The sequence below is a fragment of the Enterobacter cloacae complex sp. OE43NF genome, assembly GCF_023544405.1.
In the GTDB taxonomy this organism is placed as follows: Bacteria; Pseudomonadota; Gammaproteobacteria; order Enterobacterales; family Enterobacteriaceae; genus Enterobacter; species Enterobacter cloacae.
On the sequence record NZ_JAMJFW010000014.1, the window covers coordinates 34,244 to 59,299 of the forward strand.

17 protein-coding genes and 1 pseudogene are annotated in these 25,056 nt (G+C 56.1%); 14 read left to right on the forward strand and 4 right to left on the reverse strand.

Annotation, left to right across the window (positions count from 1 at the left end; translation table 11 throughout):
• Positions 1–187: 187 nt before the first annotated feature.
• Together aas and lplT are read left to right on the forward strand one after the other, a co-directional pair.
• The gene (gene aas, locus M8370_RS08865; protein ID WP_129327566.1) at positions 188–2,347 is read left to right on the forward strand and encodes a bifunctional acyl-ACP--phospholipid O-acyltransferase/long-chain-fatty-acid--ACP ligase; all 2,160 of its coding nucleotides are present in this window, start codon (positions 188–190) and stop codon (positions 2,345–2,347) included.
• Positions 2,340–3,533 carry a lysophospholipid transporter LplT gene (gene lplT / locus M8370_RS08870; protein WP_250020779.1) on the forward strand — a complete coding sequence of 398 codons (1,194 nt, stop codon included), beginning with the start codon at positions 2,340–2,342 and terminating at the stop codon, positions 3,531–3,533. Before aas ends, lplT begins: the two co-directional genes overlap by 8 nt.
• A gap of 90 nt (positions 3,534–3,623) precedes the next feature.
• Here the strand turns inward: lplT and M8370_RS08875 are convergent, their stop codons facing one another.
• The 4 genes and pseudogenes from M8370_RS08875 to M8370_RS08890 all read right to left on the reverse strand — a co-directional run.
• Positions 3,624–4,664 (reverse strand): NADP(H)-dependent aldo-keto reductase, encoded by a 1,041-nt coding sequence (locus M8370_RS08875; RefSeq protein WP_013098556.1) that lies wholly within the window; start codon positions 4,662–4,664, stop codon positions 3,624–3,626.
• Positions 4,665–4,796: 132 nt separating this feature from the next.
• Entirely contained in the window at positions 4,797–5,015 is a 219-nt protein-coding gene (locus M8370_RS08880; protein WP_013098555.1) for a YgdI/YgdR family lipoprotein, read from the reverse strand.
• A gap of 128 nt (positions 5,016–5,143) precedes the next feature.
• On the reverse strand, positions 5,144–5,836 hold the full coding sequence (mutH, locus tag M8370_RS08885; RefSeq protein ID WP_250020780.1) for a DNA mismatch repair endonuclease MutH: 693 nt from the start codon (positions 5,834–5,836) through the stop codon (positions 5,144–5,146).
• A gap of 154 nt (positions 5,837–5,990) precedes the next feature.
• A pseudogene (locus M8370_RS08890) lies at positions 5,991–6,077 on the reverse strand (hypothetical protein); the annotation flags it as partial.
• A gap of 442 nt (positions 6,078–6,519) precedes the next feature.
• Here M8370_RS08890 and rppH point away from each other — a divergent pair.
• The 12 genes from rppH (at position 6,520) to recD (ending at position 25,008) form a co-directional block, all read left to right on the forward strand.
• The gene (gene rppH / locus M8370_RS08895; protein WP_013098553.1) at positions 6,520–7,050 is read left to right on the forward strand and encodes an RNA pyrophosphohydrolase; all 531 of its coding nucleotides are present in this window, start codon (positions 6,520–6,522) and stop codon (positions 7,048–7,050) included.
• Between the two features lie 12 nt (positions 7,051–7,062).
• Positions 7,063–9,309: a phosphoenolpyruvate--protein phosphotransferase gene (ptsP, locus tag M8370_RS08900; protein ID WP_250020781.1), complete on the forward strand. Its 2,247-nt coding sequence runs from the start codon at positions 7,063–7,065 to the stop codon at positions 9,307–9,309.
• A gap of 347 nt (positions 9,310–9,656) precedes the next feature.
• Positions 9,657–10,532 carry a prolipoprotein diacylglyceryl transferase gene (gene lgt, locus M8370_RS08905; protein WP_013098551.1) on the forward strand — a complete coding sequence of 292 codons (876 nt, stop codon included), beginning with the start codon at positions 9,657–9,659 and terminating at the stop codon, positions 10,530–10,532.
• A 6-nt stretch (positions 10,533–10,538) separates the two neighbouring features.
• Positions 10,539–11,333, forward strand: coding sequence for a thymidylate synthase (thyA, locus tag M8370_RS08910; protein ID WP_013098550.1), 795 nt, complete (start codon positions 10,539–10,541; stop codon positions 11,331–11,333).
• 184 nt (positions 11,334–11,517) lie between these two features.
• On the forward strand, positions 11,518–11,982 hold the full coding sequence (locus tag M8370_RS08915; RefSeq protein ID WP_047351683.1) for a prepilin peptidase-dependent protein: 465 nt from the start codon (positions 11,518–11,520) through the stop codon (positions 11,980–11,982).
• Complete coding sequence (locus tag M8370_RS08920) at positions 11,973–12,536, forward strand: prepilin peptidase-dependent protein (RefSeq protein WP_047351666.1); 564 nt, start codon at positions 11,973–11,975, stop codon at positions 12,534–12,536. Before M8370_RS08915 ends, M8370_RS08920 begins: the two co-directional genes overlap by 10 nt.
• Positions 12,533–12,934 carry a DUF2509 family protein gene (locus tag M8370_RS08925; protein WP_250020783.1) on the forward strand — a complete coding sequence of 134 codons (402 nt, stop codon included), beginning with the start codon at positions 12,533–12,535 and terminating at the stop codon, positions 12,932–12,934. Before M8370_RS08920 ends, M8370_RS08925 begins: the two co-directional genes overlap by 4 nt.
• Positions 12,919–13,242, forward strand: a complete 324-nt coding sequence (locus tag M8370_RS08930) for a prepilin-type N-terminal cleavage/methylation domain-containing protein (RefSeq protein ID WP_250020785.1) — start codon at positions 12,919–12,921, stop codon at positions 13,240–13,242. Before M8370_RS08925 ends, M8370_RS08930 begins: the two co-directional genes overlap by 16 nt.
• A gap of 12 nt (positions 13,243–13,254) precedes the next feature.
• The gene (recC, locus tag M8370_RS08935) at positions 13,255–16,629 is read left to right on the forward strand and encodes an exodeoxyribonuclease V subunit gamma (RefSeq protein WP_038983848.1); all 3,375 of its coding nucleotides are present in this window, start codon (positions 13,255–13,257) and stop codon (positions 16,627–16,629) included.
• 140 nt (positions 16,630–16,769) lie between these two features.
• Positions 16,770–19,652, forward strand: coding sequence for a pitrilysin (gene ptrA, locus M8370_RS08940; protein ID WP_250020786.1), 2,883 nt, complete (start codon positions 16,770–16,772; stop codon positions 19,650–19,652).
• Positions 19,649–23,191 (forward strand): exodeoxyribonuclease V subunit beta, encoded by a 3,543-nt coding sequence (gene recB, locus M8370_RS08945; RefSeq protein WP_250020787.1) that lies wholly within the window; start codon positions 19,649–19,651, stop codon positions 23,189–23,191. The genes ptrA and recB overlap by 4 nt, the downstream gene beginning before the upstream one ends.
• On the forward strand, positions 23,188–25,008 hold the full coding sequence (recD, locus tag M8370_RS08950; protein ID WP_058650446.1) for an exodeoxyribonuclease V subunit alpha: 1,821 nt from the start codon (positions 23,188–23,190) through the stop codon (positions 25,006–25,008). The genes recB and recD overlap by 4 nt, the downstream gene beginning before the upstream one ends.
• The last annotated feature ends 48 nt before the right edge of the window (positions 25,009–25,056 follow it).

Genomic DNA, 25,056 nt, shown 5'->3' on the forward strand with positions numbered 1-25,056 from the left:
AGTTGAGATCCCAGAGGTATTGATTGGTGAGATTTCTTAGTACGGTTTCGTACTCATCTCTTGCACCAACCTGCGCGGATGCGCAGGTTTTTTTTCGCCTCTATTTTTGCTGTCGCTCCTGTACCACTTCTCGTGTAATCTGCCACCATTTACTAACCCTTCACACTGGCTGGCAAAGGGAGTTGAGATGCTTTTTGGGTTCTTTCGCACACTGTTCCGTATCCTCTTTCGCGTCCGTTTAACGGGCGATGCAACGGCGCTCCGCGGCGAGCGTGTACTTATCACACCAAACCATGTTTCCTTTATCGACGGCATCCTGCTGGCGCTGTTTCTGCCTGTGCGCCCGGTGTTTGCGGTCTATACCTCTATTAGTCAGCAGTGGTACATGCGCTGGCTCACCCCGCTGATTGATTTTGTGCCGCTCGACCCGACAAAACCGATGATGATTAAACATCTGGTACGTCTGGTTGAGCAGGGACGTCCGGTGGTGATTTTCCCGGAAGGGCGGATCTCGGTCACCGGCTCGCTGATGAAAATCTACGACGGGGCAGGGTTTGTGGCGGCGAAGTCAAAAGCGACCGTTGTGCCACTTCGTATTGAAGGGGCGGAGCTCACCCATTTCAGCCGTCTGAAAGGGTTAGTGAAGCAGCGCCTGTTCCCGAAAATTACCCTGCATATTCTGCCGCCAACCTCATTACCGATGCCCGACGCGCCGCGTGCGCGCGACCGCCGTAAAATCGCCGGTGAAATGCTGCACCAGATCATGATGGAAGCGCGGATGGCCGTCCGCCCGCGCGAAACGCTCTATGAATCTCTGCTGTCGGCGCAGTACCGCTATGGCGCGAAGAAAAACTGCATTGAAGACATTAACTTCACCCCGGACACCTATCGCAAGCTGCTGACCAAAACCCTGTTCGTGGGACGTATCCTTGAGAAATACAGCCAGAAAGGCGAGAAGATTGGCCTGATGCTGCCTAACGCCGGGATCAGCGCGGCGGTGATTTTTGGTGCGGTTTCCCGGGGCCGTATCCCGGCGATGATGAACTACACGGCGGGCGTAAAAGGGCTGACCAGCGCCATCACCGCGGCTCAAATCAATACCGTTTTCACCTCGCGCCAGTTCCTCGACAAAGGCAAGCTGTGGCACCTGCCGGAGCAGCTGACGCAGGTACGCTGGGTCTTCCTGGAAGATCTGAAAGCAGACGTGACGACGGGTGACAAGCTGTGGATTTTCGCTCACCTGCTGATGCCGCGTCTGGCCCAGGTCAAACAGCAGCCGGAAGATGACGCCATTATCCTCTTTACCTCTGGCTCAGAGGGAAACCCGAAAGGGGTGGTTCACAGTCACAAGAGCATTCTGGCAAACGTGGAGCAGATTAAAAGTATTGCTGACTTTACCGCCAATGACCGGTTCATGTCGGCGCTGCCGCTGTTCCACTCCTTTGGCCTGACGGTGGGGCTTTTTACCCCGCTGTTGACCGGTGCCGAAGTGTTCCTTTACCCAAGCCCGCTCCATTATCGCATTGTGCCGGAGCTGGTGTATGACCGTAACTGCACCGTGCTGTTTGGCACCTCAACCTTCCTCGGTAATTACGCGCGCTTTGCCAATCCGTATGACTTTTACCGCGTGCGCTATGTGGTGGCCGGGGCGGAAAAACTGCAGGAGAGCACGCGCCAGATTTGGCAGGACAAGTTTGGTCTGCGCATTCTTGAAGGCTATGGCGTTACCGAATGCGCGCCGGTGGTCTCGATCAACGTGCCGATGGCGGCGAAGCCGGGGACGGTGGGCCGTATTTTGCCGGGAATGGATGCGCGTCTGCTGGCGGTACCTGGCATTGAGGACGGTGGCCGTCTGCAACTCAAGGGGCCAAACGTGATGAACGGTTATCTGCGCGTGGAAAATCCGGGCGTGCTGGAAGTGCCGACGGCGGAAAACGTCAATGGCGAGAATGAGACGGGTTGGTATGACACCGGAGATATTGTCCGTTTCGATGAACAGGGCTTCGTGCAAATCCAGGGCCGGGCAAAACGCTTCGCCAAAATTGCGGGTGAGATGGTCTCGCTGGAGATGGTTGAGCAGCTGGCGACAGCGGTATCCGCTGACAAGCTGCATGCTACGGTTGTGAAGAGCGATGCCAGCAAAGGCGAAGCACTGGTGTTGTTCACCACCGACAGCGAACTAAAACGCGACCGGTTGCTACAGCATGCGCGTGAACATGGCATTCCTGAGCTGGCGGTACCGCGCGATATTCGTTACCTGAAGCAGCTTCCGGTGCTGGGCAGCGGTAAGCCCGATTTCGTGACCCTGAAGGGTATGGTTGACGAGGCGGAACAGCAAAATGCGTGAGTCAGTACACACTAACACTTCCCTCTGGTCGAAGGGCATGATGGCGGTCATTGCCGCCCAGTTTCTCTCTGCCTTTGGTGACAATGCGTTACTGTTTGCCACCCTGGCATTGCTGAAGGCCGAGTTTTATCCGGACTGGAGCCAGCCCATTCTGCAGATGGTGTTTGTGGGTGCTTACATTATTTTTGCTCCGTTTGTTGGGCAGGTGGCGGACAGCTTCCCGAAAGGCCGGGTGATGATGTTTGCGAACGGCCTTAAACTGCTGGGCGCCGCCAGTATTTGTTTTGGTATCAACCCGTTTATCGGCTACACGCTGGTGGGCATTGGCGCAGCGGCGTACTCCCCGGCGAAGTATGGCATCCTGGGGGAACTCACGACCGGCGATAAGCTGGTGAAAGCCAACGGGCTGATGGAGTCCTCTACCATTGCGGCGATCCTGCTCGGTTCTGTCGCAGGGGGCGTGCTGGCGGACTGGCATGTGCTGGCGGCGCTGAGCGTGTGTGCAGTGGTGTATGGCGGGGCGGTGGTAGCCAACCTGTTTATTCCAAAATTGCCGGTGGCACGCCCGGGGCAATCCTGGCGCTTTACGCCTATGACAGGCAGTTTCTTCAACGCCTGCCGCGTACTGTGGTGTAACGGTGAAACGCGCTTCTCCCTGATGGGCACCAGCATGTTCTGGGGCGCAGGCGTCACGCTGCGTTTTCTGCTGGTGCTGTGGGTGCCGGTGGCGCTGGGGATTACTGACAATGCGACACCGACTTATCTTAACGCAATGGTGGCGATTGGGATTGTCGTTGGGGCTGGCGCGGCGGCGAAGCTGGTGACGCTTGAGACCGTTGCACGCTGCATGCCTGCGGGGATCCTGATTGGCGTGGTGGTGCTTATCTTCTCGCTGCAGCACGCCTTGCTACCCGCCTACGCGCTGCTTGTCCTGATTGGTATTCTGGGGGGCTTTTTCGTTGTGCCGCTCAATGCGCTGTTGCAGGAACGCGGCAAGCAGACCGTCGGCGCAGGGAATGCCATTGCAGTGCAAAATCTCGGTGAAAACCTGGCGATGCTGTTAATGCTGGGGCTCTATTCGCTGGCCGTTAAAGTCGGTGTGCCGGTGGTGGGGATTGGCGTAGGATTCGGTGCGCTGTTTGCGCTGGCGATTACCGGATTATGGCTCTGGCAGCGTCGCCGTTGATAAGAGCGGCCTGACGCCCTCACCACGGCCTTCTCCTACGGGAGAGGGCGCAAACATTAAAAACGGCAACCAGGTTGCCGTTTGCTTTTATCACGGTGCCGGGTAGGTGTATACCTGATGCACCGCTTCAATCTCTGCTAATACCTCTTCACTTAGATTCAGATGGAAACTCTCGATATTCGTTTTCAGCTGTTCCATGGTCGTTGCGCCCAGCAGAGTGCTGGCAACAAACGGCTGACGACGCACGAAGGCCAGAGCCATCTGAGCCGGATCAAGACCGTGACGTTTCGCGATATCCACATAGGCCGCCACGGCTTTTTGTGTCTGCTCACCGCTGTAGCGGGTAAAGCGGCTGAACAAAGTGTTACGCGCTCCGGCAGGTTTCGCGCCGTTCAGGTATTTCCCTGTCAACGTACCAAAGCCCAGACATGAATAGGCGAGCAATTCCACCTCTTCGTATTGCGTCACTTCGGCCAGACCCACTTCATAGCTGCGGTTGAGCAGGCTGTATGGGTTCTGGATGGTGACGATGCGGGGCAGGTCATGTTTGTCCGCCAGGTGCAGATAGCGCATCACGCCAAAGGCCGTTTCGTTAGAGACACCGATGTAGCGGATTTTTCCCGCTCGCTGGCATTCGGCCAGGGCTTCCAGCGTTTCCAGTAGCGTAACGGCCGGAGCGCTCTCATTCCAGCTATAGCCCAGCTTTCCAAAGCAGTTGGTGGGGCGCTGCGGCCAGTGAACCTGATAGAGATCGAGATAGTCGGTTTGCAGGCGCTTCAGGCTGGCATCCAGCGCGGCGCGGATATTTTTGCGATCGAGGATCTGGTTTGGACGGATCCCGGCATCGTTGTTGCGTGCGGGGCCGCTGACTTTTGACGCAACAACCAGCTTTTCGCGATTCCCGCGTTTGGCGAGCCAGTTGCCGACGTAGGTTTCGGTAAGCCCCTGCGTTTCCGGACGAGGCGGTACAGGGTACATCTCAGCAACATCAATCAGGTTAATGCCCTGGCTGACGGCATAATCGAGTTGTGCATGGGCATCGGCTTCGCTGTTTTGTTCACCAAATGTCATCGTGCCCAACCCCAGTTGGCTTATTTCCAGAGCGCTGTGGGGGATACGGTGATAATGCATAGCCGGCTTCCTTCATTAGAAATACAGACCACGTCAGGAACCTCCCGACAAAGGAATATAAACATGGCAGAGGGGAAGCAAAAGGGGAAGAAAAAAATCAAAAAGGCCAGCAAGCCACTGACCTTTATCTGTTTATCGCTCGATAATCTGCGAAACTTCGTCGCGATTGATCTGCATTTTATTACCCTGCTGGTCATGGTAGCTGACCAGGCCAGTATCATCGTCGACTTCAGGTTTACCGTCGGTCAGGATCATCCGGCCATCTTTCGTCGCCATAACGTAATCGCTGCTACAGCCCGATACCGCAAACGCTAAACCCACTGCTGAAATCAACACTGCCCATTTTTTCATCGTTATCGTCCTCACCTGGCTCGTATCAAATCATAGTGTAGTATTAACCTGATATATCGAAAGGAGAAAGGGGGAAAATCTTAAATCCCCGTCGATTATGTTTGATAGTTCGCAAAATGAGTAAAAAACTATGTTTTCAGCAAGAAATGGCGAGCCAGCAGCGCACCTGTGAAGTTCTTTTTGAGATAAAAGCCGCGCGGCAACGTGAGTATCGGTTCGCCCTGGGCGCCGATAGCCTCGGTGAGGGCTTTGCTGTTGGCCGCTTTTGGACGCAGCTGTAAAACTTCTCCGTGTCGGGCCGTGATGCGCTCTACCTGCCCAAGGACGATCATATCCATCAGCTCTTCCCAGTCCAGCCTCAACTGCCGCTCTTCATCTTCATTGGGACTCCAGAGCAGCGGCGCGCCTACCCGGCGTTCAGCCAGCGGGATCTGGCGTTCACCCTCAACCGGAACCCAGAGTACGCGCTTGAGTTTATGGCGAACATGGCTGGTTTCCCACGTCACGCCGGTATTCCCGGTTAACGGCGCCACGCAGACAAAGGTGGTTTCAAGGGGCTTTCCCAGACGGTCTATGGGAATGGTTTTTAGCTCAACGCCCAGAGCCGCAAAATCCTGCTCGGGTTTACTCCCCGCACTAGCCCCCAGCCACAGCTCAAGCAACATGCCGATCCAGCCCTTATCTCGTTTCAGATCCTTTGGGGTCGGCAACCCTGCCATCGCTGCCAGTTCGCCAAGCGAAAAGCCCGCCAGACGCTGTGCCTGCCCAAGCAACTGGGCTTCGCTTGTTGGCGGAGAAAGCATGGGTGAGAGCGCAAGCATGACGGCAACCTTTTGATTAAAAAATAAACTAAGAAACTATCCCCTGTGGATAGAGTTTAACTTTTTCTGTACGAATATGCCATGTGCATGATTTTTAGGTTTTTTTAGTTATGTGCGACCATCCTTTCAGAAGTGAAAAACGGGTTGTTCAATTCTGGTCACTGACAATAAACAGGATCTTACACCATGTTATCCACAGAAAAGTGGGATAACTGGGAATAACCCTGACTACTGTTTCAATTTACAGCCTTGACGTGCGACGAAAATCGAATTTTCACACAAATTGTGCCTAACTTATTGGCACAATCTGTGGATAAAACCGACGCTGTTCGATCTTTCATCAGCATAACGATCATAGGTGTGATGATCGTCACGTAATTCCTTCCAGGGGCGCTAAAAACAGAGCTAATTAAATGAAAATTATAGGAATGTTTTCAGCGGGTGACACGGTGTAGCGAGGGGCTCTTCAGGTTGTTCATCGGTAATTCCACACTTCTTCACAACTATATCCACAGAAAAGGTGAATAAAATTGCCCTTGTTGCCGCTTATCTGTTTATAACTCTGCGCATATTTGTGAGTTATTCAAATGTTATTAGGTTGCAGGCCTGTAAGAGAGTGGTTTACCGCCTCCCTGTAGTGTGAAACAATCATTCATATATCAGATTTAGTTTGGGGTAGTCCGGTGATTGATGACGATGGCTACCGCCCGAACGTAGGAATAGTAATTTGTAATCGTCAGGGCCAGGTGATGTGGGCCCGGCGATATGGTCAGCACTCCTGGCAGTTTCCGCAAGGCGGGATCAACCCAGGGGAGTCCCCAGAACAAGCGATGTACCGGGAGCTGTTTGAAGAGGTCGGTTTAAGCCGAAAAGATGTTCGCATCCTGGCTTCGACCCGCAACTGGTTGCGTTACAAGTTACCGAAACGTTTGGTGCGTTGGGACACAAAGCCGGTTTGTATCGGCCAGAAACAGAAGTGGTTTCTGTTGCAATTGGTGGGCAACGATTCAGATATCAATATGCAAACCAGCAGTACGCCGGAGTTTGATGGCTGGCGCTGGGTGAGTTACTGGTATCCTGTTCGTCAGGTCGTGTCATTTAAACGCGATGTTTACCGTAGGGTGATGAAAGAGTTCGCAAGTGTTGTCATGCAGCTTCAGGAGATCCCGCCTAAGCCGCAGAGCGCACCTGCCTGGCGACGTAAAAGAGGTTAAGCTACGCAAATCATGCTCACCCGCTTGCGAGAAATAGTCGAGAAAGTGGCCAGTGCGCCTCGTCTGAACGAGGCGCTGAATATTCTGGTCACTGACATCTGTCTTGCGATGGAAACTGAAGTCTGTTCGGTGTATCTGGCCGATCATGACCGACGTTGCTACTACCTGATGGCGACCCGTGGTTTAAAAAAACCACGCGGTCGTACCGTTACGCTCGCCTTTGATGAAGGTATCGTAGGCCTGGTGGGGCGACTGGCTGAACCCATCAACCTTGCCGACGCGCAAAAGCACCCCAGCTTTAAATACATTCCCTCCGTAAAAGAAGAGCGTTTCCGCGCCTTCCTGGGCGTACCGATCATCCAGCGTCGTCAACTGCTTGGCGTACTGGTCGTTCAGCAGCGCGAACTGCGTCAGTATGACGAAAGCGAAGAGTCTTTCCTCGTGACGCTAGCCACGCAGATGGCTGCGATCCTCTCTCAGTCTCAGCTTGCCGCCCTGTTTGGGCAGTACCGTCACACGCGTATTCGTGCGCTGCCGGCCTCGCCTGGCGTGGCGATTGCTGAAGGCTGGATGGACGCCACCCTGCCGCTGATGGAACAGGTGTACGAAGCCTCAACGCTGGATGAAACGCTTGAGCGCGAGCGCCTCACCGCGGCGCTGGAAGAGGCGGCCAACGAATTTCGGCGTTACAGCAAACGCTTTGCCGCCGGGGCGCAAAAAGAGACGGCGGCCATTTTTGACCTCTATTCGCACCTGCTCTCCGATGCGCGTCTGCGCCGTGAGCTTTTTGCCGAGGTTGATAAAGGTGCCGTAGCGGAATGGGCCGTTAAAAAGGTCATCGAAAAATTTGCTGAGCAATTTGCCGCACTGACAGACGGTTACCTGAAAGAGCGTGCGGGAGATTTACGTACACTCGGTCAGCGACTGCTGTTCCACCTTGATGACACGATCCAGGGGCCGAATGCCTGGCCAAAACGCTTTGTACTGGTTGCCGATGAATTGTCCGCGACCACGCTGGCGGAGCTGCCGCAGGACAGGCTGGCAGGTGTGGTGGTGCGCGATGGCGCAGCTAACTCCCATGCGGCTATTATGGTTCGTGCCCTGGGTATCCCCACCGTTATGGGGGCCGATATTCAGCCCTCGGTGCTGCACCGACGCACGCTGGTGGTGGATGGCTATCGCGGTGAGCTCCTGGTCGATCCTGAGCCGGTCCTGCTCCAGGAATACCAGCGTCTTATCAGTGAAGAGAATGAATTAAGCAAGCTGGCGGAAGATGACGTCGACCTGCCTGCACAGCTTAAAAGCGGCGAGCGCATCAAAGTTATGCTCAATGCAGGTTTAAGCCCCGAGCATGAAGAGAAGCTCGGCAGCCGCATTGATGGTATCGGCTTATATCGCACTGAAATCCCGTTCATGCTGCAAAGCGGCTTCCCCTCTGAAGAGGAGCAGGTTGCGCAGTATCAGGGCATGTTGCAGATGTTTAACGACAAGCCGGTTACCCTGCGTACCCTGGACGTTGGGGCGGATAAACAGCTGCCGTATATGCCAATCAGTGAAGAAAACCCGTGCCTGGGCTGGCGTGGGATCCGCATTACGCTGGATCAGCCTGAGATCTTCCTGATCCAGGTGCGCGCCATGCTGCGCGCGAATGCGGCGACCGGGAACCTCAGCATTTTACTGCCTATGGTCACCAGCATTGATGAGATCGACGAAGCGCGACGGTTGATCGAACGTGCAGGCCGTGAAGTCGAAGAGATGATCGGTTACGCGATCCCCAAACCGCGGATCGGGGTGATGCTCGAAGTGCCTTCCATGGTCTTCATGCTGCCGCAGCTGGCGAACCGGGTCGATTTTATCTCTGTCGGAACCAACGATCTGACGCAGTATATTCTGGCCGTCGATCGTAACAACACGCGTGTTGCCAGTATTTATGACAGCCTGCATCCGGCTATCATTCGGGCGCTGGCGATGATTGCCCGCGAAGCGGAGCAATACGGTATCGATTTGCGGCTGTGTGGCGAAATGGCCGGGGATTCAATGTGCGTTGCGATCCTCATCGGCCTGGGGTATCGCCATCTGTCGATGAACGGCCGCGCTGTCGCACGTGTGAAGTACCTGCTGCGCCATATTGACATCGAGGATGCCCGCGAGCTGGCCGAGCGCAGTCTTGAAGCGCAACTGGCAACAGAAGTGCGTCATCAGGTCGCAGCGTTTATGGAGCGACGCGGCATGGGCGGCCTGATCCGCGGTGGCCGCTGAGGTCTTTCTCTCTCTTCCTGTAGGCTGAGGGATCCACAATGGTTCATAAACAGAAGCAATAATGCTGCTCTCAGAATGACCACCAGAGCTGTATGTTCCCCCTCACCCCAGCCCTCTCTCAGGTGGCGAGGGAGCCGTCCGTGCGTAATTTTTCGGTGGGGATCCCTCTGCCCCGTGGGAGAGGGCAACATCCCACACCATCCTCTATACACATCTTTTACATCTCTGGCGCATCCTCCGCGTCCGCCTTGTGCTATGATTCGCAACTTTGGAGCCTCTGCTGACTGCCGGGGCGCATCTCTACCGCTGTCCACTTTCAGCGGAATAACAACATCTTGTGGTGACAGATGAACAGTGGTTATCTGCATTTTCCGGAATTTGATCCGGTCATTTTCTCAGTAGGACCCGTTTCGCTTCACTGGTACGGTCTGATGTACCTGGTGGGCTTCATTTTTGCTATGTGGCTTGCTGGCCGTCGCGCCAGTCGTCCTGGCAGCGGCTGGACCAAAAACGAAGTCGAAAACCTGCTTTACGCGGGCTTCCTCGGTGTGTTCCTTGGTGGGCGTATTGGCTATGTCCTGTTCTATAACCTCCCGGTATTCCTCAACGATCCGCTCTATCTGTTCCGCGTCTGGGACGGGGGGATGTCCTTCCATGGCGGCCTGATTGGTGTGATTCTGGTGATGGTGATTTTTGCCAAACGCACCAAACGCAACTTCTTCCAGGTATCGGATTTTATCGCGCCATTGATTCCGTTTGGTCTGGGGGCTGGTCGTCTGGGCAACTTTATCAACGGCGAGCTGTGGGGACGTGTCGACCCGAGCGTTTCCTTTACTATGCTGTTCCCGGGCTCGCGCGCGGAAGACCTGGCGCTGCTGCCGTCTCATCCTGAATGGCAATCCATTTTTGATACGTACGGCGTTCTGCCGCGTCACATGTCTCAGCTCTATGAACTGGCGCTGGAAGGCGTGGTGCTGTTTATCATCCTGAATCTGTTTATCCGCAAACCGCGCCCGATGGGGGCTGTCTCCGGCCTGTTCCTGATTGGCTACGGTGCGTTCCGTATCATCGTTGAGTTCTTCCGCCAGCCGGATGCGCAGTTCACCGGCGAGTGGGTACAGTACATCAGCATGGGGCAAATCCTCTCCATTCCGATGATCGTGGCAGGTGCCATTATGATGATTTGGGCGTATCGTCGTCGTCCACAGCAACAACTTTCCTGAGGAACCATGAAACAGTATCTTGAATTGATGAAAAAAGTGCTCGACGAGGGCACGCCGAAAAATGACCGTACCGGAACCGGCACGCTCTCCATTTTTGGCCACCAGATGCGCTTCAACCTGCAAGAAGGCTTCCCCCTGGTGACGACAAAGCGCTGCCACCTGCGCTCGATCATTCATGAACTGCTCTGGTTCCTGCAAGGCGATACCAACGTTGCCTATCTGCACGAAAACAATGTCTCTATCTGGGACGAATGGGCAGATGAAAACGGCAATCTGGGCCCGGTGTACGGCAAGCAGTGGCGTGCGTGGCCAACGCCTGATGGCCGCCATATTGACCAGATCACCACCGTGATGAACCAGCTGAAAAACGACCCGGACTCGCGCCGTATTATCGTTTCTGCCTGGAACGTGGGTGAGCTGGATAAAATGGCGCTGGCACCGTGCCATGCGTTCTTCCAGTTCTATGTGGCTGATGGCAAACTCTCCTGCCAGCTTTACCAGCGCTCTTGCGATGTCTTCCTCGGCCTGCCGTTTAACATCGCCAGCTATGCGCTGTTAGTACATATGATGGCCCAGCAGTGCGATCTGGAAGTGGGCGATTTTGTCTGGACCGGTGGGGATACGCACCTGTACAGCAACCACATGGAACAGACGCATCTCCAGCTGACCCGTGAGCCGCGTGCACTGCCGAAGCTGATTATCAAACGTAAACCGGAATCGATCTTCGATTACCGCTTTGACGACTTCGAGATTGAGGGATACGACCCGCATCCGGGCATCAAAGCGCCTGTCGCAATCTGATACAGCAAATCGTTACATAACCGGCGCATTTACGCGCCGGTTTTTTTTCGTCTGTACTCTGTTCCCCGAGGCGTTATCCAGTCGGCGTGCAACGCGCTGCAACGGATAACATTCTCTGGATAACGCCTCGTAAAACCCCGAATTGCGGCTCGTCATGTTCACGGCGTTTCGCCACACTCCCGGCATGAAAAAAGAGCACGGCTTTACGCTTATCGAAACTCTGGTTGCCATTTCGCTGGTTATTATCCTCAGCGCGACAGGGCTCGCCGGCTGGGACAACTGGCAACAGCGGCAGAGGTTGTGGCAGGTCGCCTGTCAGGTCCGCGACTATCTGGTGTTTCTGCGAAACGATGCCAATCGTCACAACCGTGACCACCTGATCACGCTTCAGCAGGACGACAGAGGCGCCTGTTTGATGAGCTCTGCAGTGCAGGGCTGTGAGAACAACAGCCCGTATGTGCTCAGACCGTTGTGGCCTGACGTCGTGCTAAGGGAGGTTACGCCTTCATTAGGATTCTACGGATTAAGGGACACGGCGTGGGCAGGGCGGATACGGGTACAGAGCAGGGCAGGAGAATGGATGATTGTCGTCTCAAACGGAGGGCGTATCAGGATGTGCACTGTTGCAGGGGAAAACTCATGCCGATGAACCAGCACGGCTTCTCACTCACAGAGGTGCTGATTGCAATGGCGATCAGCAGCATTCTGCTACTCAGCACGTCGCGTTTTTTACCGGAGCTGCAACGGGCAGTTTTGCTGCAATCCAGTGCGCAGGAGCGTGAAGAAGAGATCTGGCAACGCCTGTTCGCGATTGGCAAGCAGTTACAGCGCGCGGGATATTGCGCGGGTAATTGTCAGGGGCAGAGCCTGACCATCGGCAGGGAGGGAAGCTGTGTGATTGTCCGATGGGATGCAAACAGTAACGGCACCTGGGACACCTCAGCATCGGATAACGAAAGTACGGGGTTTCGTCTGGAATCAGGCGCGCTGGAAACCCTGCGTGGCGCGACGGGGTGTGAAGGAAAAGGATGGGAGAAGCTTACCGACCCGGCCCGGCTTATGATCCACACATTTGTGGTACGTAAACATGAGCATCCGGGATTTGCGCCAGCGTTATATCTCCAGCTGTCCGCCAGCGCGGTGAATGATAAGCACGCTGCCCCTTACCAGGCTCGCTATGGCGTTACGGGGTTTAACTTGTGAGCCGCCAGCATGGGATTGCCTCACTGACGCTGGTTCTGCTGTTACTGGTGTTAGGCACACTGATCCTGACCGGTCTTAACCAGCAACTCATAACATTTACCATGCTGGTTGGCGACGAGAGCCGCGCCATCCAGCAGCAGGCAGCCACGCAGTCTGCGCTGGAGTGGGGGCGCGTTCAGCGCTGGTCGTTGCAGCCTGATGTACAGTGCAAACAGAGACAAACGCAACGTGTTTGTTTGCGTGTACTGAATGAGTCGCAGGTGTTACTCATCGCTGGAGATGGAGAGCTGTTGCTCTGGCGTGGCGGGGAGATTGTCAACGGGCACATACGCTTTTTACCTCATGGCTGGAGTGATTTTTGCCCGCTAAAGGAGCGTGCGTTATGTCGGTTGCCGTAAAGAATGAAAAGGGGTTCAGCATGGTCGATGTGTTGCTGGCGATGCTGCTGCTGGTGGCGATCGTAACGGCGCTGTCCGGCTATCACCGGGCGCTGGCTTCCCGCTTTGCCCTGTTTAGCCAGTATCGTCAGCTCTGGCACATCGCCTGGACGCAGTCGCAGATGGATGCTGGTACTCTGCCAGCAGGCTGGCAGATAAACCGGATGCAGACAACGCAGTCTGGATGTGTCAGCATCACGGTTACACTTATTTCTCCTCTGGGTCGACGCGGTGAGATGACGCGTCTGCATTGCCCGGTTAGCCAGTAGTCGGGAGCGTCTATGTTAAGGGTCTACCACTCAAATCGTCTGGATGTGCTGGAAGCGCTGATGGAATTTATCGTTGAGCGCGAGCGGCTCGACGATCCGTTTGAGCCTGAAATGGTGCTGGTGCAGAGCACCGGTATGGCACAATGGCTGCAGATGTCGCTTTCCCGTAAATTTGGCATCGCGGCGAATATCGATTTTCCGCTTCCCGCGAGCTTTATCTGGGAGATGTTTGTCCGCGTGTTGCCTGACATCCCGGAGCAGAGCGCGTTTAACAAACAGAGCATGAGCTGGAAGCTGATGGCGCTTTTGCCAGATATGCTCACGCATGATGAGTTTGCCATGCTGCGCCACTACCTGCATGACGATACCGACAAACGCAAGCTGTTCCAGCTGGCATCACGTACCGCGGATCTCTATGACCAGTATTTAGTGTATCGTCCGGAATGGCTGACTCGCTGGGAGGCGGGTGAGTTAGTGGAAGGTCTGCCGGAGGCGCAGGTCTGGCAGGCGCCGCTGTGGAAAGCGCTGGTGGAGCATACCGAAAAGCTGGGTCAACCCAAGTGGCACCGTGCGAACCTCTACCAACGGTTCATCTCCATACTGGAAAATAGCACTGACCGACCGGCCCGGCTGCCCTCCCGCGTATTTATCTGCGGTATTTCCGCCTTGCCACCCGTCTATCTGGATGCGCTGAAAGCGCTCGGAAAACACACCGACATCCATATTCTGTTTACTAACCCCTGCCGCCATTACTGGGGCGACATTCAGGATGACCGGTGGCTTTCGCGGCTTGTGACGCGCCAGCGGCGACGTCTCTTTGAAGAACGCACGGTGCCCTTGTTTAAAGACAGTGCCTCTGCCGCGCAGCTTTTTGATGAGCAGGGCATTCAGAACCTGCCAAACCCGCTGCTTGCCTCTTGGGGCAAGCTGGGCCGGGACTACATTCATATGCTCTCTGATATCACCTCGTCAGGCGAAGGCGACGTGGATGCGTTTGTTGAAATCACGCCGGACAGCCTGCTGCACAATATCCAGTCCGATATTCTGGATCTGGAAAATCGCGCGGTGATGGGCGTGACGGCCGAAGAATTTGAACGCAGCGACACGAAACGGAGACTGGATCCCGACGATCGCAGTATCACGGTGCATGTTTGCCACAGTGCGCAGCGTGAAGTCGAAGTCCTGCACGATCAGTTGCTCGCCATGCTGCAGGACGATCCTGACCTGACACCGCGTGATATCGTGGTGATGGTGGCAGATATCGACAGCTACAGCCCCTTTATTCAGGCCGTTTTCGGCAGTGCGACGGGAGAGCGCTACCTGCCTTATGCCATCTCTGACCGTCGGGCTCGCCAGTCTCACCCGGCCTTGCAGGCATTCGTTACCCTGCTGTCACTGCCCGACAGCCGCTTCATTTCCGAAGATGTCCTGGCATTGCTCGATGTCCCCGTGCTGGCCGCTCGTTTCAACATTAACGAAGAGGGGTTGCGCTACCTTCGTCAGTGGGTAAACGAGTCTGGCGTACGTTGGGGGATCGATGACGACAACGTACAGGAGTTTGAGCTTCCCCCTACCGGGCAGCACACCTGGCAGTTTGGTCTGACGCGTATGCTGCTGGGGTATGCCATGGAAAGCAGCCAGGGCGAGTGGAACGAGGTCCTGCCTTATGATGAGTCCAGCGGGCTCATTGCGGAGCTGGTTGGGCATTTAGCCTCGCTGCTGATGCAGCTTAACCGCTGGCGACGTGCGCTAATGCAGCCGCGTCCGCTGGAGGAGTGGCTGCCGGTTTGCCGGGAACTGCTCAATGATTTCTTCCTGCCGGACAGTGACACGGAAGCGGCAATGGCGCTGATTGAAACACAGTGGCAGGCGATAGTCGATGAGGGGGTGAACTCCCACTATAACGAAGCGATCCCGCTTTCGCTTCTGCGGGACGAATTGACCCTGCGCCTCGATCAGGAGCGTATCAGCCAGCGCTTCCTTGCCGGGCCGATCAATATCTGCACGCTGATGCCCATGCGTTCCATTCCCTTCAAAGTGGTGTGTCTGCTTGGTATGAATGACGGTGTTTATCCGCGAGCCCTGCCGCCGCTGGGCTTTGATCTCATGAGCCCGGCACCGAAGCGGGGCGACCGTAGCCGTCGTGATGATGACCGCTACCTCTTCCTTGAGGCGCTTATTTCCGCGCAGAACAAGCTTTACATCAGTTATATCGGTCGGTCGATTCAGGACAACAGCGAGCGTTTTCCCTCTGTTCTGGTGCAGGAACTGGTGGACTATATCGGACAGAGCCACTACCTGCCGGGGGATGAAGAACGTAACTGCGATGAGAGCGACCAGCGGGTGAAAGCGCATATCACCTGTTGTCACAGCCGTATGCCGTTTGACCCGATGAACTACGTCGCCAGCGAATTGCAGAGCTATGCCCAGGAGTGGCTGCCCGCGGCGAAAAAAGAGGGGAAGGCGCACAGCGATTTCATTCAGGAGCTCGACGCGCGGCCCATTGAAACCCTGACCTTCGAACAGCTGCAGCGGTTTTGGGCGCATCCGGTACGCGCCTTCTTCCAGCAGCGGTTGCAGGTAAATTTCCGCTCGGAAGAGAGCGAAATTCCTGACGCAGAACCGTTTACGCTGGAAGGGCTGGAACGTTATCAGTTAAACCTCCAGCTGCTGAATGCGCTGGTGGAGCAGGAAGATGCTGACAAACTGTTCCGCCGCTATCGCGCTGCGGGGCAATTACCGTATGGTGCGTTTGGGGAGATCGTCTGGGAGGCGCAGTGCACAGAGATGAAGGCGCTTGCCGAGCGTGTTATCGAATGCCGACAGCCGGGAACAAGCCTCGAAATCGACCTCAACTGCAACGGTATCCAGCTGACGGGCTGGCTGACGCAGGTTCAACCGGACGGGCTGCTGCGCTGGCGGCCTTCCATGCTGAGCGTTTCACAGGGTTTGCAACTCTGGCTCGAACATCTTGTCTACAGTGCTGGCGGTAACCAGGGTGAAAGCCGGATGTTTGTACGCAAGGAGGGCGAGTGGCGTTTCCCGCCAATGGAGCCGGAGCAGGCGTTACATTACTTATCCTTGTACATTGAAGGTTACCGTCAGGGGATGAACAAGCCGCTGCTGCTGCTGCCTGAAAGTGGCGGGGCGTGGATAAAAGCCTGTTATGACGCGCAGAATGATGCGATGTTAACGGATGACGCTTCACTGCAGAAAGCGCGGAGTAAATTTGTTCAGGCCTGGGAAGGTAACATGATGGTCCGTGGTGAAGGCGATGATGTCTGGTATCAACGGTTATGGCGAACGCTTGAGCCAGAATACTTTGAGACCATCACGGAAGAGGCACAACGTTACCTGTTACCGTTGTTCAAATTTAATCAGTCCTGAGCGCTGTATAAAAATTGCGCAGTAAAGGGTGTTCATTTATGATGCACCTGCTATCACGGACTGATGTACAGAAAGAAAGAGAAGCTGGCGTGTCCAGCACGAAGTTTGTTAATGATGTAGCCGTGATAAAGAGGTCGTTAATGCCAGGCAGCACCTTGTTCAAAGCGTTTGTTTTGTTTGTCGCCCTTTGGGCTCCCGTCACTCAGGCAGGCTCCGGTTGGCAACCCGTTCAGGAAACTATCCGTAAGAGCGAAAAAGATACCCGTCAGTATCAGGCTGTCCGCCTTGATAACGGGATGACCGTGCTGCTGGTTTCCGATCCGCAGGCGGTGAAATCCCTCTCGGCGCTTGTAGTACCCGTTGGGTCGCTGGAAGATCCCGAAGCGCACCCGGGTCTTGCGCACTATCTGGAACATATGACGCTGATGGGGTCCAAAAAATACCCCCAGCCGGATAGCCTCTCCGAATTTCTGAAAATGCATGGCGGCAGCCACAACGCCAGTACGGCACCGTATCGGACGGCGTTTTATCTGGAAGTCGAAAATGATGCGCTGGAAGGGGCGGTGGATCGTCTCGCCGATGCCATTGCCGCACCGCTGCTGGATAAAAAATACGCTGACCGTGAACGTAATGCCGTCAATGCTGAATTGACCCTGGCCCGTACGCGAGACGGTATGCGCATGGCGCAGGTGAGCGCCGAAACCATCAACCCGGCGCACCCTGGATCCCGTTTTTCCGGGGGGAACCTCGAGACGCTGAGTGACAAACCAAACAGCCCGGTGCTTGATGCGCTGCATGCGTTTCGCGACAAATACTACTCCGCAAACCTGATGAAAGCGGTTATCTACAGCAACAAACCGTTGCCAGAACTGGCTGCCATGGCGGCGCAGACCTTTGGACGGGTACCAAATAAAAACATCGACCTGCCGCAGATAAACGTACCGGTTGTCACCGACGCGCAGAAAGGGATCGTGATCCACTACGTGCCCGCACTGCCGCGCAAGGTGTTACGCGTTGAGTTCCGCATTGATAACAATACCGCACAGTTCCGCAGTAAAACGGATGAACTGGTCACCTATCTTATTGGTAACCGTAGCCCGGGAACGCTTTCTGACTGGCTGCAAAAGCAGGGGCTGGTGGAAGGGATCCGTGCCGACTCCGATCCAGTGGTTAACGGCAACAGCGGTGTGCTGGCGATTTCCGCCACCCTGACCAACAAAGGGCTGGCGCACCGTGATGAGGTGGTCGCGGCTATCTTCAGCTATCTCTCGTTGCTGCGCGATAAAGGCGTCGATAAACGCTACTTTGACGAACTGGCACACGTGCTGGATCTCGATTTCCGCTATCCGTCCATTACCCGCGACATGGACTATGTTGAGTGGCTGGCGGATACCATGATCCGCGTGCCGGTTGAACATACCCTGGACGCGGTCAACATTGCCGACCAGTATGACGCTGAGGCGATAAAAGCGCGCCTGGCAATGATGACCCCACAGAATGCCCGCATCTGGTACATCAGCCCGAACGAGCCGCATAACAAAACGGCCTATTTCGTGGATGCCCCTTACCAGGTGGATAAAATCAGTGAGCAAACGTTCGCAAACTGGCAGAAAAAGGCCAGCGAGATCGCGTTGAAGCTGCCGGAGCTGAATCCCTACATCCCGGATGATTTCTCCCTGATTAAAACCGCGAAAGCGTACCCACACCCGAAGCTTACTGTTGATGAGCCGACGTTGCGCGTGGTGTACACCCCAAGCCACTACTTCGCCAGCGAGCCAAAAGCCGATGTCAGCGTTGTTCTTCGCAACCCGAAAGCGATGGATAGCGCCAAAAATCAGGTGATGTTTGCGCTCAATGACTATCTGGCCGGTATCGCGCTTGACCAGCTCAGCAACCAGGCCGCGGTGGGTGGAATCAGCTTCTCTACCAACGCCAATAACGGACTGATGGTCAATGCAAACGGCTATACCCAGCGTCTGCCTCAGCTGTTTCAGGCGTTGCTGGAGGGCTATTTCAGCTACACGCCAACGGAAGAGCAGTTTGAGCAGGCGAAGTCCTGGTATGCGCAGATGATGGATTCCGCTGAGAAAGGCAAGGCGTACGATCAGGCGATTATGCCGGCGCAGATGCTGTCGCAAATCCCTTATTTCCAGCGTGAAGATCGCCGGGCGCTGCTGCCATCCATCACATTAAAAGAGGTGCTGGCCTACCGCGACGCGCTGAAAACTAACACGCGCCCGGAGTTTCTTATCGTCGGCAACATGAGCGAGGACCAGGCCAAAACGCTGGCAGAGAACGTACGTCAGCAGCTCGGTTCAAAAGGCGACGAGTGGTGCCGTAACCAGGACGTGCTGGTTGAGAAAAAACAGAATGTGATTTTTGAAAAAGCAGGTAACAGCACGGATTCCGCGCTGGCCGCCGTGTTTGTTCCTACGGGCTATGATGAATTTGCCAGCTCTGCGCAGAGTGCCGTTCTGGGACAAATTATACAGCCGTGGTTCTACAATCAGCTGCGCACAGAAGAGCAGCTTGGCTACGCGGTCTTTGCCTTCTCCATGAACGTTGGCCGCCAGTGGGGGCTGGGTTTCCTGCTGCAGAGCAGCGATAAACAGCCCGCTTATCTCTGGCAGCGTTACCAGGCTTTCTTCCCGCAAGCGGAAGCTAAACTGCGAGCCATGAAGCCGGATGAGTTTGCCCAAATCCAGCAGGCCGTCATCGCGCAGGTGATGCAGCCGCCTCAGACGCTGGGTGAAGAAGCATCCCAGCTGAGCAAAGATTTCGATCGCGGTAATCTGAAATTTGATTCGCGTGATAAAGTAGTGGCCGAGATAAAACAGCTGACGCCTCAGAAGGTTGCCGACTTCTTCCATCAGGCGGTGGTTAAACCGCAGGGAATAGCCATTCTGTCTCAGGTTTCTGGTAGCCAGAACGGAAAAACGGACTACGTTAACCTGAAAGGCTGGAAAATCTGGAAGAGCGTCAGCGCCCTGCAGCAATCTATGCCCTGGAGTAAGAAAGAATGACCGACACCGCTGAGTCCCTTGATCCCTTACGTTTACCTCTGCAGGGTGAACGATTGATTGAAGCCTCAGCGGGAACGGGAAAAACCTTCACCATTGCCGCGCTTTATCTGCGTCTGTTGCTGGGGCTTGGCGGCCAGGCCGCTTTTCCGCGTCCGTTAAGCGTGGAGGAGCTGCTGGTGGTGACCTTCACCGAGGCCGCCACCGCTGAGCTGCGCGGCCGTATCCGTGCCAATATTCATGAACTGCGTATCGCCTGTCTGCGCGAAAGCACGGATAACCCACTCTACGCGAGCCTGTTGGAAGAGATTGCCGATAAACAGCAGGCCGCACAGTGGCTGCTTCTGGCTGAACGGCAAATGGACGAGGCCTCTGTCTTCACCATCCACGGTTTTTGCCAGCGCATGCTGAGCCTGAATGCGTTTGAATCCGGCATGCTGTTTGAACTGCAGCTTATTGAAGATGAGTCTGAGCTTCGCTACCAGGCCTGTGCTGATTTCTGGCGTCGCCACTGTTATCCGTTACAGCGGGACATCGCCGAAGCGGTACATGCGTTGTGGAAAGGCCCTGAGGAGCTTCTGCGCGCCATTGAGCGCTATCTCCAGGGAGAGGCCCCGGTCATTAAATCGCCACCGCCTGCGGATGAAACGCTGGCCTTGCGCCATGAAAAAATCGTCGCGAAGATTGCAGCCGTTAAGCAAAAATGGATTGAGTCTGTCGGCGAGATCGACGCCATTATCGAAAACTCCGGGATCGACAGGCGCAAGTTTAACCGTGGCAATCAGGGGAAATGGATCGATAAGATCACTGCCTGGGCGCAGGAAGAGACGCGCGGTTACCAGCTCCCGGATGCGCTGGAAAAATTTTCCCGGCGTTTTCTGGTTGAGCGAACCAAAGCCGATGGCATTGTTCCGGAGCACCCGCTGTTTGTTGAGATCGAAACCCTGCTGGCAGAGCCATTAACCCTTAACGACCTGATGATCACCCGCGCCATGGCGGAGATCCGTGAAGCGGTGTCGCGTGAGAAACGCCGCCGGGGTGAGCTGGGCTTTGACGATATGCTAAGTCGCCTGGACGCGGCGTTGTGCAGTGAAAATGGCGAGGCGCTTGCCGCCGCCATCCGCACGCGCTTTCCGGTGGCGATGATTGACGAATTTCAGGATACCGATCCCCAGCAGTACCGCATTTTCCGCCGCATCTGGCGACAGCAGCCCAACACAACACTGTTGCTCATTGGCGATCCAAAACAGGCCATTTATGCCTTCCGTGGCGCGGATATTTTCACTTACATGAAAGCCCGCAGCGAGGTTGAAGCGCACTACACCCTGGACACCAACTGGCGCTCCTCGCCGGGGATGGTGGAGAGCGTCAATGCGCTCTTCAGCCGCATGGATTCGGCGTTTATGTTCAGGGAGATTCCCTTCCAGCCGGTAAAGTTCGCCGCCAGAAATGTTTCGTTGCGCTTTGAATTCAACGGCGTGAACCAGCCCGCCATGAATTTCTGGCTGCTGGACGGCGAGGGGTGCGGCGTTACGGACTATCAACATGCGATGGCTCAGCACTGCGCCGCGCAGATCCGGGACTGGCTCAGCGCAGGTACGCGCGGTGAGGCGTTGCTTTGGAAGGGGGACACATCAGCCCCGGTAAAAGCATCCGATATTACGGTGCTGGTGCGCAGCCGTCAGGAGGCGGCGCTTATCCGTGATGCCCTGACGTCACTGAACATCCCGTCCGTGTATCTCTCTAACCGCGATAGCGTCTTTGAAACGCTGGAAGCGCAGGAGATGCTGTGGCTGCTGCAGGCCGTGCTGGCGCCGGAGCGGGAAAGCACCCTTCGCAGCGCGCTGGCAAGCAGCATGCTGGGACTGAACGCGCGCGATATTGATGCGCTAAATTGCGACGAAGCCGCCTGGGATGCGGTGGTCGAAGAGTTTGTGCAGTACCGCGAGCGCTGGCAAAAACGCGGCGTGATGGCGATGCTGCGTGAACTGATGAGGCAGCGTCACATTGCCGAGAATATGCTCGCCACAGCGGGCGGCGAGCGCCGTCTGACCGATATTTTGCATATCAGCGAACTGTTGCAGGAGGCGGGCACGCAGCTGGAGAGCGAGCATGCCCTGGTGCGCTGGCTGGCGCAGCAAATTGCCGATCCGAACAGTAACTCGTCGAGCCAGCAGATGCGTCTTGAGAGTGATAAACACCTGGTGCAAATCGTCACCATTCACAAGTCGAAAGGCCTGGAGTATCCGCTGGTCTGGCTGCCTTTTATCGCCAATTATCGGGTGCAGGATCAGGCTTTTTATCACGATCGCGAGTCGTTCGAAGCGGTGCTCGATCTCAGCAAAGCAGAGTCCAGCGTAGAACTGGCCGAGGCCGAGCGCCTGGCGGAAGATTTACGCTTGCTCTATGTGGCCCTGACCCGCTCGGTCTGGTACTGCAGTCTGGGTATCGCTCCGCTATTCCGCCGCCGTGGCGAAAAGGGAGGCGAGACCGATTTTCATCTGAGCGCGCTGGGCAGGCTGATTCAGCTTGGTGAGCCAAAAGATGCTGCCGGGCTGCGTCAGTGTATTGAAACACTGTGCGGGGAACATATTGCCCTGCATATCCCGTCGCAACCCGATAACAGTCGCTGGCAGCTGCCAGAACAGCAGACAACCGACCTGCAGGCCCGGCAGATTACGCGAACCGTTGCAGACGACTGGCGCGTTACCAGCTATTCCGGTTTACAGCAGCACGGGCAGAGCATTGCGCAGGATCTGATGCCTAAGCTTGACGTGGATGCCGCAGGTACCGGCAGTGTGCCGGATGAACCGGTGCTGACCCCTCATCAATTTCCGCGCGGCGCGTCACCGGGCACATTTTTACACAGCCTGTTTGAAGAGCTGGATTTCACGCAACCTGTCTCAGAGGAGTGGGTGCTGAAAATGTTGCAAAGCGGCGGCTACGACGCGCAATGGCAGCCGGTGCTCAGCGAATGGATCACCGCTATCCTTCACGCCCCGCTCACGACACAGTGTATTTCGCTCAGCCAGCTGACCGCCAGAGATAAGCAGGTGGAGATGGAGTTTTATCTCCCCATCGCCAGCCCGCTAAGAGCCGAGGCGCTGGATGCGCTGATCCGCGAGCACGACCCGCTATCCGCCGGTTGCCCGCCACTTAACTTCCGTCAGGTTCAGGGGATGCTGAAGGGCTTTATCGATCTGGTGTTCCGCCATGAAGGGCGTTACTACCTGTTGGATTACAAATCGAACTGGTTGGGTGAAAACAGCGAAGCCTATACCCAACAGGCGATGGCCTCTGCCATGCAGATGCATCGTTACGATCTGCAGTACCAGCTGTATACCCTGGCGCTGCATCGCTATCTGCGTCATCGCATTGCAAATTACCGCTACGAAGACCATTTTGGCGGGGTGATTTACCTCTTCCTGCGCGGGGTGGATGCCGCCGATCCGCAGTCTGGTATTTTTAGTACGCGCCCGGACGCGGCACTGATTGAGAAAATGGACAGTTTATTTGCCGCAGGCACGGAGGAGTTGGCATGACGATGCAGGAATTACTGCTGGAAGCCGTAGAACAGCGTTTACTGCGCCATCTTGATGTGCAGTTCGCCATCATGGTGGCTGGCGAGCAGCCGGCCGTGATGCTGGCTGCCGCTATCCTGAGCAACGACGCGGGGGAAGGGCATGTCTGCCTGCCGCTTTCGCGCCTGACCATTGATGAGAAAATGCCTGCGGCTCTTCAGTCCTGTTTTGCCCTGCTGGGCGAGTCGGTAGACTGGCAGAGCGTTTTGCTAAGCTCTCCTGCTGTCAGCAGAGCTGATACCCAGACGCCCATGATCCTTATTGGCGACCGGTTGTACCTTAACCGGCTGTGGCGTAATGAACTGACGGTAGCGCGTTTTTTCAGCGAGACAAACGCGCCGCTTCCCTGTGAAGAAGCGCGGCTCCGGCAAACGCTGGATGCCCTGTTTACCTCAGATGAGGCGACAGACTGGCAGAAAGTGGCGGCGGCCGTCGCCTTAACGCGGCGGATCTCGGTGATCTCGGGCGGACCGGGCACGGGTAAAACCACCACCGTGGCAAAACTGCTTGCCGCGCTGATTCAGCTGTCGGGTGAGCAAAAATGCCGTATTCGCCTGGCGGCGCCCACCGGCAAAGCGGCGGCCAGGCTGACGGAGTCGTTAGGTGGCGCGCTGCAAAAACTGCCGCTCACGCAGGAACAGCTTGCGCTTTTCCCCAGTGAAGCCAGCACCCTGCACCGGCTACTGGGTGCCCAGCCGGGCAGCCAGCGCCTGCGTTACCACGCCGGAAACCCGCTGCATCTTGACGTGCTGGTGGTGGATGAAGCGTCGATGATCGACCTGACGATGATGTCGCGGCTGATTGACGCCTTACCTCCCCACGCGCGCGTAATTTTCCTGGGCGATCGTGACCAGCTTGCCTCGGTGGAAGCCGGGGCCGTGCTGGGCGATATCTGCACCTATGCGAGTCTTGGGTATACCGCGGAACGTGCTGAGGAGTTAGCCCGCCTCACCGGATGTTCGCTCGCAGCCGAAAGTCAGTCTCTCGCGGCGGCGCTGCGAGACAGCCTCTGTCTGCTGCAAAAAAGCTACCGGTTCGGGAGTGATTCCGGCATTGGCCAACTGGCGGCGGCCGTGAACAGAGGGGATCGGCATGCGACCAGTGCCGTTTTTGACGGCAGCTTCAGTGATATTGAGAAGAAATCGCTGCAAACCGGGGAAGAGTATCAGGCGATGCTGGATGATGCCCTGCTGGGCTATCAGCACTTCCTGACGAGCGTGCAGCAGCAACATACGCCTGCGCAGGTCATTGCCGCGTTTGGCGAATATCAGCTGCTGTGTGCGCTGAGAGAGGGGCCTTTTGGCGTCAGCGGCCTCAACGACAGGCTTGAGCAACTGCTTGCGCAAAAGCGCAAAATCACCCGCACGCCGCATTCACGCTGGTACGAAGGTCGGCCAGTGATGATCTCCCGTAACGATAGCGCGCTGGGGTTGTTTAACGGCGACATTGGCATTGCGCTTGACCGTGGACAGGGGCTGCGCGTCTGGTTCCTGATGCCGGACGGAAGCGTGAAGTCTGTGCAGCCCAGTCGCTTGCCTGAACATGAAACAGCATGGGCGATGACGGTACACAAGTCCCAGGGCTCGGAGTTCAACCATGCGGCGTTGATCCTGCCCACCCAGCTTTCACCCGTGATAACCCGCGAGCTCATCTACACCGCCATCACCCGCGCGCGTCAGCGCTTGTCGCTCTATACCGACGAGCGTGTGCTTGTGCAGGCGATTGCCACCCGTACAGAACGGCGAAGCGGCCTGAGCGCGATATTTGAGTCCCTCTGAATGAGGTGAGAAAGAGAGGCCGGGTCGGCGCAACGCCACCCGGCGAAG

Bases quoted from the DNA above. Each gene is read 5' to 3' on its own strand.
- M8370_RS08880 (WP_013098555.1), bottom strand. From the start codon at position 5,015: ATGAAAAAATGGGCAGTGTTGATTTCAGCAGTGGGTTTAGCGTTTGCG.
- recD (WP_058650446.1), top strand. From the start codon at position 23,188: ATGACGATGCAGGAATTACTGCTGGAAGCCGTAGAACAGCGTTTACTG.
- lgt (WP_013098551.1), top strand. From the start codon at position 9,657: ATGAACAGTGGTTATCTGCATTTTCCGGAATTTGATCCGGTCATTTTC.
- recB (WP_250020787.1), top strand. From the start codon at position 19,649: ATGACCGACACCGCTGAGTCCCTTGATCCCTTACGTTTACCTCTGCAG.
- ptsP (WP_250020781.1), top strand. From the start codon at position 7,063: ATGCTCACCCGCTTGCGAGAAATAGTCGAGAAAGTGGCCAGTGCGCCT.
- M8370_RS08930 (WP_250020785.1), top strand. From the start codon at position 12,919: ATGTCGGTTGCCGTAAAGAATGAAAAGGGGTTCAGCATGGTCGATGTG.
- ptrA (WP_250020786.1), top strand. From the start codon at position 16,770: ATGCCAGGCAGCACCTTGTTCAAAGCGTTTGTTTTGTTTGTCGCCCTT.
- mutH (WP_250020780.1), bottom strand. From the start codon at position 5,836: ATGCTTGCGCTCTCACCCATGCTTTCTCCGCCAACAAGCGAAGCCCAG.
- M8370_RS08875 (WP_013098556.1), bottom strand. From the start codon at position 4,664: ATGCATTATCACCGTATCCCCCACAGCGCTCTGGAAATAAGCCAACTG.
- recC (WP_038983848.1), top strand. From the start codon at position 13,255: ATGTTAAGGGTCTACCACTCAAATCGTCTGGATGTGCTGGAAGCGCTG.
- M8370_RS08915 (WP_047351683.1), top strand. From the start codon at position 11,518: ATGAAAAAAGAGCACGGCTTTACGCTTATCGAAACTCTGGTTGCCATT.
- thyA (WP_013098550.1), top strand. From the start codon at position 10,539: ATGAAACAGTATCTTGAATTGATGAAAAAAGTGCTCGACGAGGGCACG.
- lplT (WP_250020779.1), top strand. From the start codon at position 2,340: ATGCGTGAGTCAGTACACACTAACACTTCCCTCTGGTCGAAGGGCATG.
- aas (WP_129327566.1), top strand. From the start codon at position 188: ATGCTTTTTGGGTTCTTTCGCACACTGTTCCGTATCCTCTTTCGCGTC.
- M8370_RS08920 (WP_047351666.1), top strand. From the start codon at position 11,973: ATGCCGATGAACCAGCACGGCTTCTCACTCACAGAGGTGCTGATTGCA.